The 14719-nt window shown below is 61.2% G+C and carries 16 protein-coding genes; 9 read left to right on the top strand and 7 right to left on the bottom strand.

Annotated features, from left to right (window positions below; all coding sequences use genetic code 11):
- Nucleotides 1-38: 38 nt before the first annotated feature.
- Nucleotides 39-725, bottom strand: coding sequence for a spermidine synthase (locus VLA07_RS01090; protein WP_003222615.1), 687 nt, complete (start codon nt 723-725; stop codon nt 39-41).
- 80 nt (nt 726-805) lie between these two features.
- Between VLA07_RS01090 and VLA07_RS01085 the strand changes: the two genes are divergently transcribed.
- Complete coding sequence (locus VLA07_RS01085; RefSeq protein ID WP_333988272.1) at nt 806-1090, top strand: hypothetical protein; 285 nt, start codon at nt 806-808, stop codon at nt 1088-1090.
- Here the strand turns inward: VLA07_RS01085 and VLA07_RS01080 are convergent.
- Nucleotides 1087-1560 (bottom strand): cyclic nucleotide-binding domain-containing protein, encoded by a 474-nt coding sequence (locus tag VLA07_RS01080; protein WP_097086754.1) that lies wholly within the window; start codon nt 1558-1560, stop codon nt 1087-1089. The two genes, VLA07_RS01085 and VLA07_RS01080, sit on opposite strands and share 4 nt — an antisense overlap.
- A gap of 206 nt (nt 1561-1766) precedes the next feature.
- Complete coding sequence (locus VLA07_RS01075) at nt 1767-3821, bottom strand: S9 family peptidase (protein ID WP_333988271.1); 2055 nt, start codon at nt 3819-3821, stop codon at nt 1767-1769.
- 235 nt (nt 3822-4056) lie between these two features.
- Here VLA07_RS01075 and VLA07_RS01070 point away from each other — a divergent pair, with 235 nt between their 5' ends.
- The 3 genes from VLA07_RS01070 to VLA07_RS01060 are packed head-to-tail and all read left to right on the top strand — an operon-like array spanning nt 4057 to nt 5904.
- Entirely contained in the window at nt 4057-4554 is a 498-nt protein-coding gene (locus VLA07_RS01070; RefSeq protein WP_086791999.1) for an MFS transporter, read from the top strand.
- 16 nt (nt 4555-4570) lie between these two features.
- Nucleotides 4571-5347 (top strand): class II glutamine amidotransferase, encoded by a 777-nt coding sequence (locus VLA07_RS01065; RefSeq protein WP_007969599.1) that lies wholly within the window; start codon nt 4571-4573, stop codon nt 5345-5347.
- Between the two features lie 14 nt (nt 5348-5361).
- Nucleotides 5362-5904 carry a DUF2937 family protein gene (locus tag VLA07_RS01060; protein ID WP_333988270.1) on the top strand — a complete coding sequence of 181 codons (543 nt, stop codon included), beginning with the start codon at nt 5362-5364 and terminating at the stop codon, nt 5902-5904.
- A gap of 152 nt (nt 5905-6056) precedes the next feature.
- Here the strand turns inward: VLA07_RS01060 and VLA07_RS01055 are convergent, their stop codons facing one another.
- Nucleotides 6057-6971: a LysR family transcriptional regulator gene (locus VLA07_RS01055; protein ID WP_333988269.1), complete on the bottom strand. Its 915-nt coding sequence runs from the start codon at nt 6969-6971 to the stop codon at nt 6057-6059.
- A 158-nt stretch (nt 6972-7129) separates the two neighbouring features.
- Here VLA07_RS01055 and VLA07_RS01050 point away from each other — a divergent pair, with 158 nt between their 5' ends.
- From VLA07_RS01050 to VLA07_RS01035, 4 genes are all read left to right on the top strand, one after another.
- Entirely contained in the window at nt 7130-8416 is a 1287-nt protein-coding gene (locus VLA07_RS01050; RefSeq protein WP_135295155.1) for an MFS transporter, read from the top strand.
- A 63-nt stretch (nt 8417-8479) separates the two neighbouring features.
- Complete coding sequence (locus VLA07_RS01045) at nt 8480-9232, top strand: 5-oxoprolinase subunit PxpA (RefSeq protein WP_333988268.1); 753 nt, start codon at nt 8480-8482, stop codon at nt 9230-9232.
- A complete protein-coding gene (locus VLA07_RS01040) occupies nt 9229-9933 on the top strand; it encodes a 5-oxoprolinase subunit B family protein (RefSeq protein ID WP_333988267.1) in 705 nt (234 codons plus the stop codon). Before VLA07_RS01045 ends, VLA07_RS01040 begins: the two co-directional genes overlap by 4 nt.
- Nucleotides 9930-10853 (top strand): biotin-dependent carboxyltransferase family protein, encoded by a 924-nt coding sequence (locus VLA07_RS01035; protein WP_333988266.1) that lies wholly within the window; start codon nt 9930-9932, stop codon nt 10851-10853. The genes VLA07_RS01040 and VLA07_RS01035 overlap by 4 nt, the downstream gene beginning before the upstream one ends.
- A gap of 92 nt (nt 10854-10945) precedes the next feature.
- Here the strand turns inward: VLA07_RS01035 and VLA07_RS01030 are convergent, their stop codons facing one another.
- The gene (locus tag VLA07_RS01030) at nt 10946-12124 is read right to left on the bottom strand and encodes a vWA domain-containing protein (protein WP_007969609.1); all 1179 of its coding nucleotides are present in this window, start codon (nt 12122-12124) and stop codon (nt 10946-10948) included.
- Nucleotides 12125-12136: 12 nt separating this feature from the next.
- Nucleotides 12137-12982 (bottom strand): AAA family ATPase, encoded by an 846-nt coding sequence (locus VLA07_RS01025; RefSeq protein ID WP_003222636.1) that lies wholly within the window; start codon nt 12980-12982, stop codon nt 12137-12139.
- A gap of 291 nt (nt 12983-13273) precedes the next feature.
- On the opposite strand from VLA07_RS01025, the gene VLA07_RS01020 reads away from it, so the two are divergent.
- The gene (locus VLA07_RS01020) at nt 13274-13567 is read left to right on the top strand and encodes a DUF2442 domain-containing protein (RefSeq protein ID WP_247267776.1); all 294 of its coding nucleotides are present in this window, start codon (nt 13274-13276) and stop codon (nt 13565-13567) included.
- Here the strand turns inward: VLA07_RS01020 and VLA07_RS01015 are convergent.
- Nucleotides 13527-14603 carry a DUF748 domain-containing protein gene (locus tag VLA07_RS01015; protein WP_333988265.1) on the bottom strand — a complete coding sequence of 359 codons (1077 nt, stop codon included), beginning with the start codon at nt 14601-14603 and terminating at the stop codon, nt 13527-13529. The genes VLA07_RS01020 and VLA07_RS01015 overlap by 41 nt on opposite strands.
- Nucleotides 14604-14719: the final 116 nt, after the last annotated feature.

Below are 14719 nucleotides of genomic sequence, written 5' to 3'. Positions count from 1 at the left end.
TGTAAAAAGACTAATGACGGTTATGTGCAGAGTTTAGCTCAGCCCTTGAGCTTCTCGGCAATCCAGATCGTGTGGCGCGTGCCCTTGTTGCCGTGGGCGAACACCTGGACTTCTTCGGCCTTGAATCCGGCCTTCTTCAATTTGTCGGAAAACTGCCGGTCAGCGCTGGCCGACCACACCGCCAGCACGCCCTTGGGCCGCAAGGCCTTGGCGCAGGCGTTGAGGCCAGCGGCGGAGTACAGCCAGCTGTTGGCCTTCTGGGTCAGGCCTTCGGGGCCGTTGTCGACGTCGAGCATGATCGCGTCGAAGCCGTTCGGCTCGCTTTGCAGGACCTTGGCCACGTCGTCCTGACGGATCACTGTGCGCGGGTCGAGCAATGGTCGTCCGGACTTTTCACCGAGCGGCCCGCGATTCCACTCGACCACGCCGGGCACCAGTTCGGCGACCACCACCTCGGCACCCTTGCCCAGATGTTTGAGCGCCGAGGCGAGGGTGAACCCCATGCCCAGACCGCCGATCAATACACGCGAATTCGGCCGGCCGGCGACCTTGCGGCAAGGGATCTCGGCCAGCGCATCTTCCGAACCGTGCATGCGCGTGTTCATCAATTGCCCGCCGTCGCCACCCTGGATCTTGATGACGAAATCCTCGCCATACTCGAACAGGCACAGGGCGCCACCGTTGTCAGGGATCGGCGTGGTGTCGAGCAGAACGAAACGTTTCATGGAAATCTCTACAAGGGGGAAGGCAAGCAGGCCCGTTGGGAGTAGCCTGAGCGCAGACTAAAGGCCAAACGGAGCCCTTGATGAAGCGCACCATTCTAACGGCCATTGCCCTGGCCGCGCTCTCGATTACTGCAGTGCAGGCGCAGCAGGCCATTCCGGTCAGCCCGACGCCGCAACCCGGCTCGCCGGGAACCGCCACGCCGACCCCGTATCCGCAAATCACCCCGATCAGCGCACCGAAGGCCGGTGCCGGCAGTGGTAGCCCGCCGCTGGTGCCGATCGAAATGCCCAGCCCGCCGAGCAAGGATCAACCGGTGCCGGGCATCGAACCGGGCAGCACCAAGACCAAATCTCCCGGCGGTTAAACCTGTTGCGCCGCCAGTTGGCCGTCGGCCATGCGCAGACGTTTGGAGAGGGACACGGCGAGGGCGCGGATGATCTTGGCGGCGATCTTCGGCGCGTCGTTGAGCATTTTTTCCAGCGAGTCCTTGCCCAGGTTGAGCAACTGACAGTTGCTCGCCGCGACGCAGGTCGCCGAACGGCGCTCACCATCCAGCACGGCCATTTCGCCGAACGCCCGACCGCTGCGCAGGGTGGCCATGGTGATGACCTGGCCGTCGGGGCCAGTCTTTTGCACGGCGACCTGGCCGCTGTGGAGGATGCACATGAAACTGCCGGCATCACCCTCACGGAAGATCGCTTCGCCCTCCGCCACGGTGCTGATGCTGAAGTAGCCCGAGGCTGCGGCAAAGTCCGCCAGTTGCAATTGATCGAACAGGCCACAATCCATCAGCCAGTCGCGAATTTCGTTGTTCAGTAAGGTCGGTTCTGACATGTCGTTGCGGTCTTTATTGTTTTCACGGTTTTCAGGCACTACACGGACCCCTGTGGGAGCGGGCTTGCTCGCGAATGCGGTGGTTCAGTCAATATCAGTGTCGACTGACCCACCGCATTCGCGAGCAAACCCGCTCCCACAATGGGATCTGTGGTGTATCGACCACCGGGGTCTGGAGTTAAGACCCAAGTGACCGACGGAGTTCCTCAGGCCAGGCCCAAAACCTTGAACACAAATGCATATTCGAGCGCTACGTCACGTAATCCCTGATAACGCCCGCTCATGCCGCCGTGCCCGGCGCCGAGTTCGGTCTTGAGCAGCAGCAGGTTGTCGTCGGTCTTGGTCGCGCGCAGTTTCGCCACCCACTTGGCCGCTTCCCAGTACTGCACGCGGCTGTCGTTGTAGCCGGCGATCACCAGGGTTGCCGGATAATCCTGCGCGGTGACGTTTTCGTACGGTGCGTAGGCCTTGATCCGCTCGTAGACCTCCGGCTCTTCGGGGTTGCCCCACTCGTCGTACTCCGTGACGGTCAGCGGCAAGTCCGGGTCGAGCATGGTGTTGAGCACGTCGACGAACGGCACTTCGGCAATCGCCACGCCGAACAGATCCGGACGTTGATTGAGCACCGCGCCAATCAACAAGCCGCCAGCACTGCCGCCGCTGATCGCCAGTTTCTCGGCGGTGGTGATGCCGTTGAGGATCAGGAATTCGGCGCAGGCAATAAAGTCGCTGAAGGTATTGTGTTTGTGTTCCTGTTTGCCGGCGCGGTACCACGCTTCGCCCAACTCGCCGCCGCCACGTACGTGGGCGATGGCGAAGGCCATGCCGCGATCCAGCAGGCTCAGGCGTGCGTGGGAGAACCACGGGTCGAGGCTGGAACCGTAAGCGCCATAACCGTACAGGTACAGCGGCACTGGTTTGCCGACCATTTCGCGTTTCATCACCAGACTGATCGGCACCTGCGTGCCGTCCGGCGCGGTGGCCCACAGGCGTTGGCTGACGTAGGCGTCGGCATCGAACGGGCCGAGCACCGGGGTTTCTTTCAGGACGGTTTGCTCACCGCTGGCCAGCAGCAATTGGCGCACCTGCGCCGGACGATTCAGCGCCTCGTAACGCAGACGGATGCGGTCGCTCTCGAACTCCAGGCTGTTCTGCACATAGAGGCTGTAGGCCGCGTCCGGCAATTGCACGCGATACGGCGTCTGGCCCTGTGGGTGAACTTCGATGATCGGCAAACCGCCTTCGCGCAGGCTCAGGGTCATGGCCGCGGTGTTCAGCGTCACGCCGTCGAGCATCACCGTGTCGCTGTGCGGGATCAGGTTCTGCCAGTGGGCTTCGCTCGGTACCACACCGGTGTCCGGCGCCTGATACAGGGCGAAATTGATGCCGTCACGGTTGGTGCGGATGAACCAGGTCCATACGCCATCCAGTACGCCGTGATCGACATCGTATTCGTGATCCTCGACCCGTGGCGCCAGACAGGTGAAGGGCAGATGCGGCTGATGCGCGTCCAGCGCCCAGACTTCGCTGGTGGTCTTGCTGCCCAGGGTCAGCAGCAATTGCTGCTCGGAACTGGAGCGGTAGCAATGCAGGAAGAAACGCCCGTCCGGCTCGTGGAACACCTCTTCGGCGGCGGTGCCGTCGAGGCGATAGCGCAACAGCTTGTGCGGGCGATGGGTATCGTCGAGCTCGCCGAAGAACAGGGTCAGGCTGTCGTTGGCCCAGGTCATGCTGCCGTCGCAGTCCTGGAATTCCAGTTCGCTGACCTTGTCATTGGCCAGCTCCTTGACGAACAGCGTGTAGATCTCGTCGCCCGAGGCGTCGACGCTGTAGGCCAGACGCTGGTGATCCGGGCTGATGCTGAACGCGCCGAGCGAGAAGAAGCCGCCGTTGGCCAAAACGTTCGGGTCGAGCAGCAGTTGCTCGCGGCTTTCGTCCAGGGTCAGGCTGTCGTCGGCCGGACGCGGGCAACGGTAATGGCGGGCGTACTCGTCACCCGCCGTGGTGCGCGTGTAATACAGATACGGGCCCCAGGGCGAGGGCAGGGACAGATCGGTTTCGAGGATCCGGCCCTTGATCTCTTCGAACAGGCTCTCGCGCAGGCCGGCCTGATCGGCGGTTTGCGCTTCCTGATAGGCATTTTCGGCCTTGAGGTAGTCGAGCACCGCGTCGGTGTCGCGTTCCTGCAGCCAGGCATACGGGTCGGCACCGGCTGCCTTGCGGGCAATCGGGGCGCGGATGACGTGGGCGGATTCGGGCATGGAAGGCTCTCGGACATTTACGGAATAAGGGTTTTCGCAGCTCTCGCTGGCACCGCAAATCCTGTGGGAGCGGGCTTGCTCGCGAAGGCGTCCTGTCAGTAAAGACTTATTTGGCTGACACACTGCTTTCGCGAGCAAGCCCGCTCCCACAATGATTGCTGCGGGCCGTCTGGCATTGGGACAAGCCTGACGGGCGAAAAGTCGTTACTATAAGCGCCTCTTTGCCTGCCTTGCCATGGACACCATGACCGAGAACGACTATCTGATCGCCTGGGGCCTCTACGCCTTTGCCGCTGTGGGCTGCCTGTTGGTATGGATGCGCCTGACCCGCTGGATGTGGCGCTGGCTGCGCGAGCCGCTGCGGGTGCTGATGGCAGTGTTGCTGTTCAGCCCGACCATCATTGACCCGGTGAAAGCCAAGGTTGCACCGTCGATCGCCATCACCGCGCTGGACCTGGCCTTCAAGGTCGGCAACAACGCCTGGCGGGCGATTTCCGATCTATTCATGTACGGCATGATTGCGTTCGGCATCTACCTGATTTTCGTGCTGATCCGCTTCCCGATCGAACGCGCCTCGCGCGCCCGCCGCGAGCAGGCCGAGGCGGCCAAAGCGGCGGCGCGTGCCGATGATCGCGACGACGATCAGCCGTTCGGCGCTGCCGGTGATGACCGTTACGGTCGCCCGCCATTGCCGAACAATCCGCAGCGCATGCGCGTCGAGCCGCGTCTGTAATCACGAGAGTCAGCACATGTGTGAACTACTGGGCATGAGTGCCAACGTGCCGACCGATATCGTGTTCAGCTTCACCGGCCTGATGCAGCGCGGCGGGCGTACCGGCCCGCACCGCGACGGCTGGGGCATCGCCTTCTATGAAGGGCGCGGTCTGCGTCTGTTTCAGGACCCGGCCGCCAGCAGCGAATCGGAAGTCGCCAACCTGGTGCAGCGCTATCCGATCAAGAGCGAAGTGGTCATCGGCCACATTCGTCAGGCCAACGTCGGCAAGGTCTGCCTGTCCAACACCCACCCGTTCGTCCGCGAACTGTGGGGGCGCAACTGGTGTTTCGCGCACAACGGCCAGCTCGCCGATTTCACCCCGATCAAGAGTTTCTACCGCCCGGTGGGCGATACCGACAGCGAAGCGGCGTTCTGCGATTTGCTCAACCGCGTGCGTGCAGCATTCCCGGAACCGGTCGATATAGAAGTGCTGCTGCCGGATCTGGTCGCTGCATGTGCCGAATACCGCAGCAAAGGCGTGTTCAACTGCCTGCTCAGCGACGGCGACTGGCTGTTCTGCTATTGCTCGACCAAACTGGCACAGATCACCCGGCGCGCACCGTTCGGCCCGGCGCGGCTCAAGGATGTCGATGTGATCGTCGATTTCCAGGCGGAAACCACGCCCAACGACGTGGTCACGGTGATCGCCACCGAGCCTTTGACCGAAAACGAAACCTGGACCCGTTACCAACCGGGCCAATGGAGCCTGTGGCGACGCGGCGAATGCGTCAGCCAGGGCACGACCGAATAAAGGATCTCTCCTCGATGTTGCTCAGTTATCTACGGCTGGTGTTGTTTGCGGCGGGCCTGTTGATCGGTGTCCAGGTGCCGGGTTTCATCAACGATTACGCCAAACGCGTCGAAGCCCATCTGATCGAAGCGCAGACCGGTCTGCGCGGTTTTCAGGGCACCGCCGAGCAGTTCTTCAAGGGCGACTTGCAGGCGCTGGTCGCGCATTACCGCGCCAGTGACGACCCGGTGTTTCGCAGCGATGCCGACAGCCTGAGCACTTTGCTCAACCGCCAGATAGCGCTGGATAAACAGTTCCAGGCGATGCAGGGGCCGTGGTACATCCGCTTCCTGCAAGTGGTGCTGGCCGCCGACCCGGACATTCGCAAGGAAACCTGGAACAGCTACAGCTACCAGATCCTGCTGACTCCGGAAGCGATGATCTGGGGCATGAGCGGCGCGTTGCTGCTGTCGTTCGGCATCGAGTGCCTGATTCGTCTGATTGACTGGGTGGTGCTCGGCGGCCGGCGTTTGCGCCAGAGCCGGCCGATCGAAGACCGCGACGTGCGCGGCTTGTAAGTCTGGCAAAACTCCTGTGGCGAGGGAGCTTGCTCCCGCCCGGCTGCGCAGCAGTCGTAAAGCTATGAACTCAATTGTCCTGAATGATTGGGATGTCTGGTTTTGGGCCTGCTTCGCAGTCCAGCGGGAGCAAGCTCCCTCGCCACAGGGTGTCAGGCACTCAAGACAATGTACTTTTCACCGACCTTGCGCGCATACCCCGCCAGCACCTGCTGACACAACGTCACCATCTCCTCGACCCACTCCACGCCAACTCGCCACGACACCACCACCTGCAGATTCGGCGGTCGTTGGTCGATGTCGAGCAAGGTCAGTTCACCCCGCGCCAGTTCCTCGGCCACCAGCACCGGTGGCAGCACGCCAATCCCAAAACCATCACGCAACAGCCGGGTAATCGCCGACACCGAATTCACGCAGTTCAGCCGCGGCGCCAACACACCGTTGGCCTGCATCAATGCCAGCAGATCCTGATGCGGTCGGGAGTTTTTCGAGTAGGTGATGATCCGCTCCTGCGCGAGTTCGCCGAGGTCGGCGTAGTCACGGTTGTAGATCGAATTGCTCGCAACGATCCAGCCCAGCGGATGGCTGGCCAGCTCGAGGCTGCGCACGCTTTCGTGGCGCACCAGATCGGTTTGCAGAACGATGTCGAGAAAGCCTTTTTGCAGCTGATCGCAGAGGTTAAGCGAAGTATCCGCCACCAGCTCGATTTCCACCCGCGGATACAGATCGGTCATCTGCGCCACCAACGGGCTGAGCCAGGTGTGGATCACCGTGTCCATCACGCCGATACGCACCCGGCCGACCTTGCTCGAACGGGTCTCGATCGATTGCTTCAGCGCCGACATCGTATCAAGCATCTGCTCGGCATAATCCAGCACTTTCAGGCCTTCGGGCGTCAGGCTGACGCCGCGTGAATCGCGCAGAAACAGCTTCACCCCCAGCTCGCCTTCGAGCACCGCGATGCGGCTGGAAATCGACGCCTGGGTGGTGAACAGCTTGTCGGCGGTCAGGCGAAAACTCTTCAGCCGGGCGACCCAGACAAAGGTCTCGAGAAACTTCAGGTTCATGGCAACGGCTCGGGTGACAAATTTTTCTTATGCCTAAGGCGGGTTTTTATTCGTTGGACGCAGCAGGGCCGGGCGACGAAAAATCGGCGCATCCGGTTCCCACGATAGGCGTCGTCGGAACTTCGAACAAGACCAATAAAAGCCTGCGGAGACTTGCCATGCGTGCGCCCGACACCCTCGACCTCCCCAAGAATACGGCCCGCCCCGGACCGTTCGACTGGTATCGCAACATCAATCAGCAGGAACGTCGTACCTTCTGGAGCTGCAAGATCGGCTATGGCCTGGATGGCATGGACACGCAGATGCTCAGCTTCGTGGTACCGACCCTGATCGCCATGTGGGGCATCACCACCGGACAGGCCGGGCTGATTCACACCAGCACCCTGATCGCTTCGGCCATTGGTGGCTGGGTGGCGGGGATTCTCTCCGATCGCATCGGCCGTGTGCGCACCCTGCAACTGACGGTGCTGTGGTTCGCCTTCTTCACGTTCCTCTGCGGTTTTGCGCAGAACTACGAACAGCTGCTGATCGCCCGCACCCTGATGGGCTTCGGTTTCGGTGGCGAATGGACCGCTGGCGCGGTGCTGATCGGTGAAGTGATCCGCGCCAAGGATCGCGGCAAAGCGGTGGGCATGGTGCAGAGCGGTTGGGCCTTGGGCTGGGGATTGACGGCGATTCTCTATGCGCTGCTGTTCTCGGTGTTGCCGCCGGAAGATGCCTGGCGAGCGCTGTTCATCCTCGGCATCGTCCCGGCGATTTTCGTGATCTTCGTCCGGCGTCTGGTGAAAGACCCGGAGATCTATCGCGAAGCCAAGGCGGCGCAAACTTCGCAGAATCCGGCGAAGTTCTACGAGATCTTCGCCCCGGGCATGCTGTTCACCACGTTCCGTGCGTCACTACTGACTACCGGTGCGCTCGGCGGTTACTACGCGATCACTTCGTGGCTGCCGACTTTTCTCAAGAACGAACGCGGCTTGAGTGTGCTCGGCACTGGCGGGTATCTGGCGATGGTAATTGTCGGCTCCTACGTCGGCTATGTGATCAGCGCTTATCTGACCGATCTGCTGGGACGTAAAAAGAACTTCATCCTGTTTGCGGTCGGTTCGTTCACCATCGTCTTGCTGTACACGCAGATGCCGGTCAGCAACGGCGTGATGCTGTGGCTGGGCTTTCCGCTGGGCTTCTTCGCTTCGGGAATTTTCAGCGGCATGGGCGCGTTTCTCACCGAGCTGTTTCCAACGCGAATTCGCGGCTCGGGGCAGGGCTTCTGCTACAACATCGGTCGGGCGCTGGCGGCTTTGTTTCCGCTGCTGATCGGCTTGCTCAGCCAGAAGGTGCCGTTGAGCGTGGGCATCGGTGCGTTTGCTGCGGTGTCCTACGGCGTGGTGATTCTCGCCGCATTGAGCCTGCCGGAGACCCGTGGCAAGCAACTGGATGCGCAGTAACTGATAACCTGCCGGGCAAGCGTCCTACAGATAAAAAGACAAGAAGCTACAGGAGTGTTCACCGTGAGCCGCCTGCTATTGAATTGTGATATCGGCGAGAGTTTCGGCAGCTGGACCATGGGTCTGGACGCCGAGGTCATGCCCTTCATTGATTGCGCCAACGTGGCCTGCGGCTTCCATGCCGGTGACCCGAGCATCATGCGCAAGACCGTCAGCCTGGCCCTGAGCCACGGCGTGCAGATCGGCGCGCACCCGGCCTATCAGGATCTGGTCGGTTTCGGCCGGCGCTCCATGGCCTATTCCGCCCAGGAACTGCAAGACATCCTGCATTACCAGATCGGCGCGCTCGACGGCATCTGCAAGGCGCAGGGCGGGCGAGTCAGTTACGTCAAACCCCACGGCGCGATGTACAACGACATGATGGCCAACCCGGCGCAATTGCGGGCGGTGATTCAAGCTGTGGCGGCTTACGATCGCACGTTGCCGCTGATGCTAATGGCCACCCGCGACAACTCGGCGGCGCAGCAGCTCGGTGACGAATACGGCGTGACCTTGTGGTTCGAAGCCTTCGCTGATCGCGCCTACGACAGCGCAGGTCGGCTGGTCTCGCGGCAACTGCCGGGCGCGGTGCATCACGAGCCAGAAACAATCATCGAACAGGCGCTGACCATCGCCCGTGGCGGCGACCTCGTCGCCAGCGACGGCAGCGCGCTGCACCTGCAGGCCAACACCTTGTGCGTGCATGGCGATAACGCCAGTTCGGTGGCCGCCGTGCAGCGCATTCGCGAGGCCCTGAATCAGCAGAGCGCGCCATGAGTCCACGGATTGAAGTGGTGGCCCTCGACTGCCTGATGCTGCGCCTGTTCGATGAAATTGCCGAATCCAACATGCCGTGGATGCTCGCCGCCAGTGAGCGCTTGCGCGCGGTGTTTGGCGCGCAGTTGATCGACCTGGTGCCGTCCTACACCACGTTGATGGTGCATTACGATCTGACCGCGCTGAGCCCGAGTCAGGCGCGTGAATTGATCGCTGAAGCCTTGATCGACCTGTCGCCGAATGCGCGCACCGGCGGCCAGTGCCATGTGTTGCCGGTCTGGTACGACCTGAGTGTCGGCCCCGAACTGAGCCTGCTGGCGCAGCGCAGCGGGTTGGCGGTGGAGGAGGTGATTCGTCGTCACAGCGCTCGCGAATACCAAGTGTTTGCCCTCGGCTTTGCACCGGGATTCGCCTTCATGGGGCTGGTGGAGGAGGTACTGGCAGCGCCCCGTCTGGACACCCCACGCAAGAAAGTCGCGGCTGGCAGCGTCGGTATTGCCGAGCGGCAGACCGCGGCTTATCCGGTGGTGTCACCCGGCGGCTGGAATCTGATCGGTCGCACCCCGGCGCAACTGTTCGACCGCCATCGCGACGGCTACAGCCTGATGCAACCCGGCGACACCGTGCGTTTCGAAGCGGTGAGCCACGCCGAGTTCATCAACCTGGGCGGCGATGACACGCCACTAGAGGCGCTGGCATGAGCCGACTGACGATTGAAGCCAGCACGCCGCTGTGCCTGTTGCAGGACGCCGGGCGCTTCGGCGTGCGCCATTTGGGCGTGACTCAGGGCGGCGCAGCGGATTGGAGTTCGATGAGTTGGGGCAATTGGTTGCTCGGTAATGCGCTGGATCTGCCGGTGATCGAAATCACCCTCGGCGGGTTTGCCGTGGTGGCGCAGGAGGATTGCCTGCTGGCGCTGGCCGGCGCTGATCTTGGTGCGCAGATCGATGGGCAGGCGCTGGCGCCGTGGCGCAGTTTCAAACTGGGCAAAGGCCAGACATTGAAGTTCACTCAACCGCTGCTCGGTGCCCGGGCTTACCTGGCGGCGCCCGGTGGTTTCGACGCGCCGCAGGTGCTGGGCAGCAGTGCTACGGTGGTGCGCGAAAAACTCGGTGGATTGGATGGTATGGGGTTACCGCTGACCAAGGGCGCGACACTGAGTTATCGCGGTGCGGTTCTGCAGGTGCGTGAAGTGCCGCTGGCGCATCGACCTGATTTGCGCCTCAATGCGCCGCTGGATCTGGTGCTTGGCGCACAGATCGGTCAGTTCAGCGGGCAGAGTCTGTTCGATGTGTTCAACAGTTCGTGGACGCTCGACAGTCGCGCTGATCGCATGGGCATTCGGTTGCTGGGCAAGGCGTTGCAGTATCAGGGCCGGCCGATGATTTCCGAGGGCATTCCGCTGGGTGCGGTGCAGGTGCCGCCGGATGGACAGCCGATTGTGCTGCTCAATGATCGGCAGACGATTGGTGGCTATCCGCGCTTGGGAGCGTTGACGCCGTTGGCGCTGGCGCGGCTGGCGCAGTGTCTGCCGGGGGCGCAGGTGCGGTTTAGGCCGGTGGTGCAGGAAGTCGCACATCGCGAGCACGTCGAGTATTTGCGGCGCTTTCGAAATAGCTAAGAGCTTCGCGAGCAAGCCCGCTCCCACAGGGGAATGCATTCCAAATGTGGGAGCGGGCTTGCTCGCGAAGGGGCCATCACGGCTAACGAAGATTATTTCGACAGAAATCGCATCCCTTCCTCAAGCCCACGCAACGTCAGCGGATACATCTGATCCTCGATCAAATCGCGCACGATATTGGTCGACGAGGTGTAGCCCCAGGTGTCCTTCGGATACGGATTGATCCAGATAAGCTTCTTGTACTTCTCCATGAAGCGCTGCATCCACAGGTAGCCCGGCTCTTCGTTCCAGTGCTCGACGCTGCCGCCGGCCTGGGTGATTTCGTAGGGTGCCATGGCGGCGTCACCGATGAAGATCACTTTGTAGTCGGCGCCATACTTGTGCAGCAAATCCTGCGTCGAGAAACGCTCGGACGTGCGGCGCAGGTTGTTCTTCCACACCGACTCATAAATGAAGTTGTGGAAGTAGAAGTACTCCAGATGCTTGAACTCGGTCTTGCAGGCCGAGAACAGCTCCTCGCAGATCTTCACGTGCGCGTCCATCGAGCCGCCGATGTCGAACAGCAGCAACAGCTTCACCGTGTTGCGCCGCTCCGGGCGCATCTGGATATTCAGCAGGCCAGCGTCCTTGGCGGTGTGGTCGATGGTGCCGTCGATGTCCAGCTCTTCTGCCGCACCCTGACGGGCGAATTTACGCAGACGACGCAGGGCGACCTTGATGTTGCGCGTGCCCAGTTCCACCGAATCGTCGAGGTTCTTGTACTCGCGCTGATCCCAGACCTTGACCGCTTTGCCCTGACGCTTGCCGGCATCGCCGACGCGGATGCCTTCCGGGTTGAAGCCGCCGGAACCGAACGGGCTGGTGCCGCCGGTGCCGATCCATTTGTTGCCGCCGGCATGGCGTTCCTTCTGTTCTTCCAGACGTTTCTTGAACTCTTCAATCAGCTTGTCCAGACCGCCGAGGGACTGGATCTGCGCGCGTTCCTCGTCGGTCAGCGAACGCTCGAATTCCTTGCGCAGCCAGTCTTCGGGAATCAGTGCCTGCAAGTGATCGTCGAGCTTTTCCAGACCATTGAAGTAGGCGCCGAATGCACGGTCGAACTTGTCGAAATGCCGTTCGTCCTTGACCAGAATCGCCCGCGACAAGTAGTAGAACTCGTCCATGTCGGCGAAGGTCACGCGCTGCTTCAGCGCGTTGATCAGGTCGAGCAGCTCGCGCACCGACACTGGCACCTTGGCTGCACGCATTTCATTGAACAGGTTGAGCAACATGGCATCAGCCTCTTAGCGAGAACCGCGACGGCTCATGAACGCCAGGCGCTCAAGCAACTGCACGTCCTGCTCGTTCTTCACCAGCGCACCGGCCAATGGCGGAATGGCCTTGGTCGGATCGCGCTCGCGCAGCACTGCTTCGCCGATGTTGTCGGCCATCAGCAGCTTCAGCCAGTCGACCAGTTCCGAGGTCGACGGCTTCTTCTTCAGGCCCGGCACCTTGCGCACGTCGAAGAACACGTCCAGCGCTTCGCTGACCAGATCCTTCTTGATGTCCGGGTAGTGCACGTCGACGATTTTCTGCAGGGTGCTGCGGTCGGGGAAGGCGATGTAGTGGAAGAAGCAGCGGCGCAGGAAGGCGTCCGGCAGCTCTTTCTCGTTGTTCGAGGTAATGATGATGATCGGGCGCTTCTTGGCCTTGATGGTCTCGTCGATCTCGTAAACGTAGAACTCCATCTTGTCGAGTTCTTGCAGCAAGTCGTTGGGGAACTCGATGTCGGCCTTGTCGATTTCGTCGATCAGCAGAATCACCCGTTCTTCGGACTCGAACGCCTCCCACAGCTTGCCCTTCTTCAGGTAGTTGCGCACGTCGTGGACTTTTTCGTTGCCCAGTTGCGAGTCGCGCAGACGGCTGACCGCATCGTACTCGTACAGACCCTGATGGGCCTTGGTGGTGGACTTGATGTGCCAGGTGATCAGCTTGGCGCCGAACGATTCGGCCAGTTGCTCGGCGAGCATGGTCTTGCCGGTGCCCGGTTCGCCCTTGACCAGCAGTGGCCGCTCCAGGGTGATGGCGGCATTGACCGCCAGCTTCAGGTCATCGGTGGCGACGTAGGCCTGGGTGCCTTCGAACTTCATCTGCTAATCCTCGAACGGTAACGCCGACCTGCACAGGCAGGGCGGGGGCGAAAAAATCGGATGCCCCGACTATAACGCGCAGCCCGGTCGACTGTGAACGCAGACGGCTTATTCAGTCTCTGAATGGGGCGTCACATGTTGACTCGGTTTCGGCTGATGGCCAGCATTCAGGCCTTGCTGATTTAACGATAGCCTTCAGGATGTTTACAAAATCTGTGGCGAGGGAGCTTGCTCCCGCTGGGCTGCGAAGCAGCCCAATCATCTGATGGAGGACTTGCACTGATGTTACGGATGAAACGCCCCCGCCTGTCGGCGGTTCGTGTCTGGTCTGATTTTTGTCTGGAACTGACCTTTATCGATGATCAGCGATGGGTGGTCGATTTGAGTCAAGATCTTCAAGACGCTCCAGGGCTCCAGCCGTTGCTGGATCCTGAGATATTCGCCTCTGTAATCCTGGGCGATCACGGCTGGAGTGTGGAATGGCCAGAGCCGGATATTCAGATCGGCGCTGATACACTCTATTTGGAAATGCTGGCGCAGCGCTCTAGCCCGCATCCGGCTTCGGCCGCTCATACCGCGCATTGAAAGCCTGAATGAAGCCATTACGCAAAATCTGCAAAAACGCTTCAAACGCACTGATGTTTTGCTGATGCACGTTGCCACTGAGTTCGACCTTTGTGGCGAACTGGTTTTTGGCCTGGTTCTTCAGCACGGTTTCCGTGCCGCCGACGATGGCCTCCCAGACTGAGCGGAAGATGCTCTTGTCCTTGTTCTCCACGTCCTGCTGCCAGTTGAACACTTCGACGTCGCGCAGCAGCGGTTTGATGTAGCCAGTGACCTGGGCTTTTTTCGCCTGGGCTTCGATGACCACGTCGCCGTGGCCGGCGTTGAAGTCGAACTTGCCGTAGGCCGAGGCGAAGTCGTTCATGCGCTTGAGTTCGATGTCGCGGGCGCGCAGGCGGAACTGGAAGTCCTCGAAATTGCTCAGCGGATCGAAAGTGGCCGTGGTTTCCAGTGGTGCGTGGCCGAGCAGCCTGGCCTTGCCTTCGAAGCGGGCATCGCGCTTGCCCTGTTTGTCGACCACGTTGGTCAGGTTGTAGATGCTCGCCTCGACGTTGCTGGCGTTCATGTTGACCGGCGGTTTGGAGTTGAAATTGCGGAAAGTGATCTTGCCGTCGTGGATCTGCACCTCGTCGAGAGTGATCGGCAGCAACTTGCCCAGTTGCGCCCGCCAGTCGGTGCCTTTACCAGTCTGCGAGTTCTGCTTGTTGGGGCCGCCATCGACGAAGTTGATCTCGGGATTGAAGAATTGCACCTGCGCCACCACGGCATGGTCGTACCACAGCGAATGCCAGCTGACCGCCAGATCGATCACGGGCGCGTTGACGAACGGCACCGGCACCTTGCCGTCGACCTTGACGATCTTCAGGCCGTTGATCCGGTAGGCGCCGCGCCACAGGGCCAGATCGACGTCGGTGATTTGGCCGCGGTAGTCACCCATGTCGGCCAGTTTGCCGTTCAGGTAATCGCGCACCACGTAGGGCAGGGCGATGTGCAGGGCGATCAGCAGCACAACCACGACGGCAAAAATCCCTATTGGCCAGCTATAACGACGCTTCATGGCAACAATTCCCGAACGATGTAAGCGATTGACTGTGGCGCGGCGCAGACGTTCGACCCGACTGGACTGCGCCCGGCAACAGGCATACCTTGGAACGCTGAATTCAACGCTGCATA

The organism is Pseudomonas sp. S3(2024) (assembly GCF_036861315.1).
In the GTDB taxonomy this organism is placed as follows: Bacteria; Pseudomonadota; Gammaproteobacteria; order Pseudomonadales; family Pseudomonadaceae; genus Aquipseudomonas; species Aquipseudomonas putida_A.
This window is presented reverse-complemented; position numbering and strand designations above follow the sequence as displayed.

Bases quoted from the DNA above. Each gene is read 5' to 3' on its own strand.
- VLA07_RS01065 (WP_007969599.1), top strand. From the start codon at position 4,571: ATGTGTGAACTACTGGGCATGAGTGCCAACGTGCCGACCGATATCGTG.
- VLA07_RS01080 (WP_097086754.1), bottom strand. From the start codon at position 1,560: ATGTCAGAACCGACCTTACTGAACAACGAAATTCGCGACTGGCTGATG.
- VLA07_RS01040 (WP_333988267.1), top strand. From the start codon at position 9,229: ATGAGTCCACGGATTGAAGTGGTGGCCCTCGACTGCCTGATGCTGCGC.
- VLA07_RS01085 (WP_333988272.1), top strand. From the start codon at position 806: ATGAAGCGCACCATTCTAACGGCCATTGCCCTGGCCGCGCTCTCGATT.
- VLA07_RS01025 (WP_003222636.1), bottom strand. From the start codon at position 12,982: ATGAAGTTCGAAGGCACCCAGGCCTACGTCGCCACCGATGACCTGAAG.
- VLA07_RS01060 (WP_333988270.1), top strand. From the start codon at position 5,362: ATGTTGCTCAGTTATCTACGGCTGGTGTTGTTTGCGGCGGGCCTGTTG.
- VLA07_RS01070 (WP_086791999.1), top strand. From the start codon at position 4,057: ATGGACACCATGACCGAGAACGACTATCTGATCGCCTGGGGCCTCTAC.
- VLA07_RS01090 (WP_003222615.1), bottom strand. From the start codon at position 725: ATGAAACGTTTCGTTCTGCTCGACACCACGCCGATCCCTGACAACGGT.
- VLA07_RS01055 (WP_333988269.1), bottom strand. From the start codon at position 6,971: ATGAACCTGAAGTTTCTCGAGACCTTTGTCTGGGTCGCCCGGCTGAAG.
- VLA07_RS01035 (WP_333988266.1), top strand. From the start codon at position 9,930: ATGAGCCGACTGACGATTGAAGCCAGCACGCCGCTGTGCCTGTTGCAG.
- VLA07_RS01075 (WP_333988271.1), bottom strand. From the start codon at position 3,821: ATGCCCGAATCCGCCCACGTCATCCGCGCCCCGATTGCCCGCAAGGCA.
- VLA07_RS01015 (WP_333988265.1), bottom strand. From the start codon at position 14,603: ATGAAGCGTCGTTATAGCTGGCCAATAGGGATTTTTGCCGTCGTGGTT.
- VLA07_RS01020 (WP_247267776.1), top strand. From the start codon at position 13,274: ATGAAACGCCCCCGCCTGTCGGCGGTTCGTGTCTGGTCTGATTTTTGT.
- VLA07_RS01030 (WP_007969609.1), bottom strand. From the start codon at position 12,124: ATGTTGCTCAACCTGTTCAATGAAATGCGTGCAGCCAAGGTGCCAGTG.
- VLA07_RS01050 (WP_135295155.1), top strand. From the start codon at position 7,130: ATGCGTGCGCCCGACACCCTCGACCTCCCCAAGAATACGGCCCGCCCC.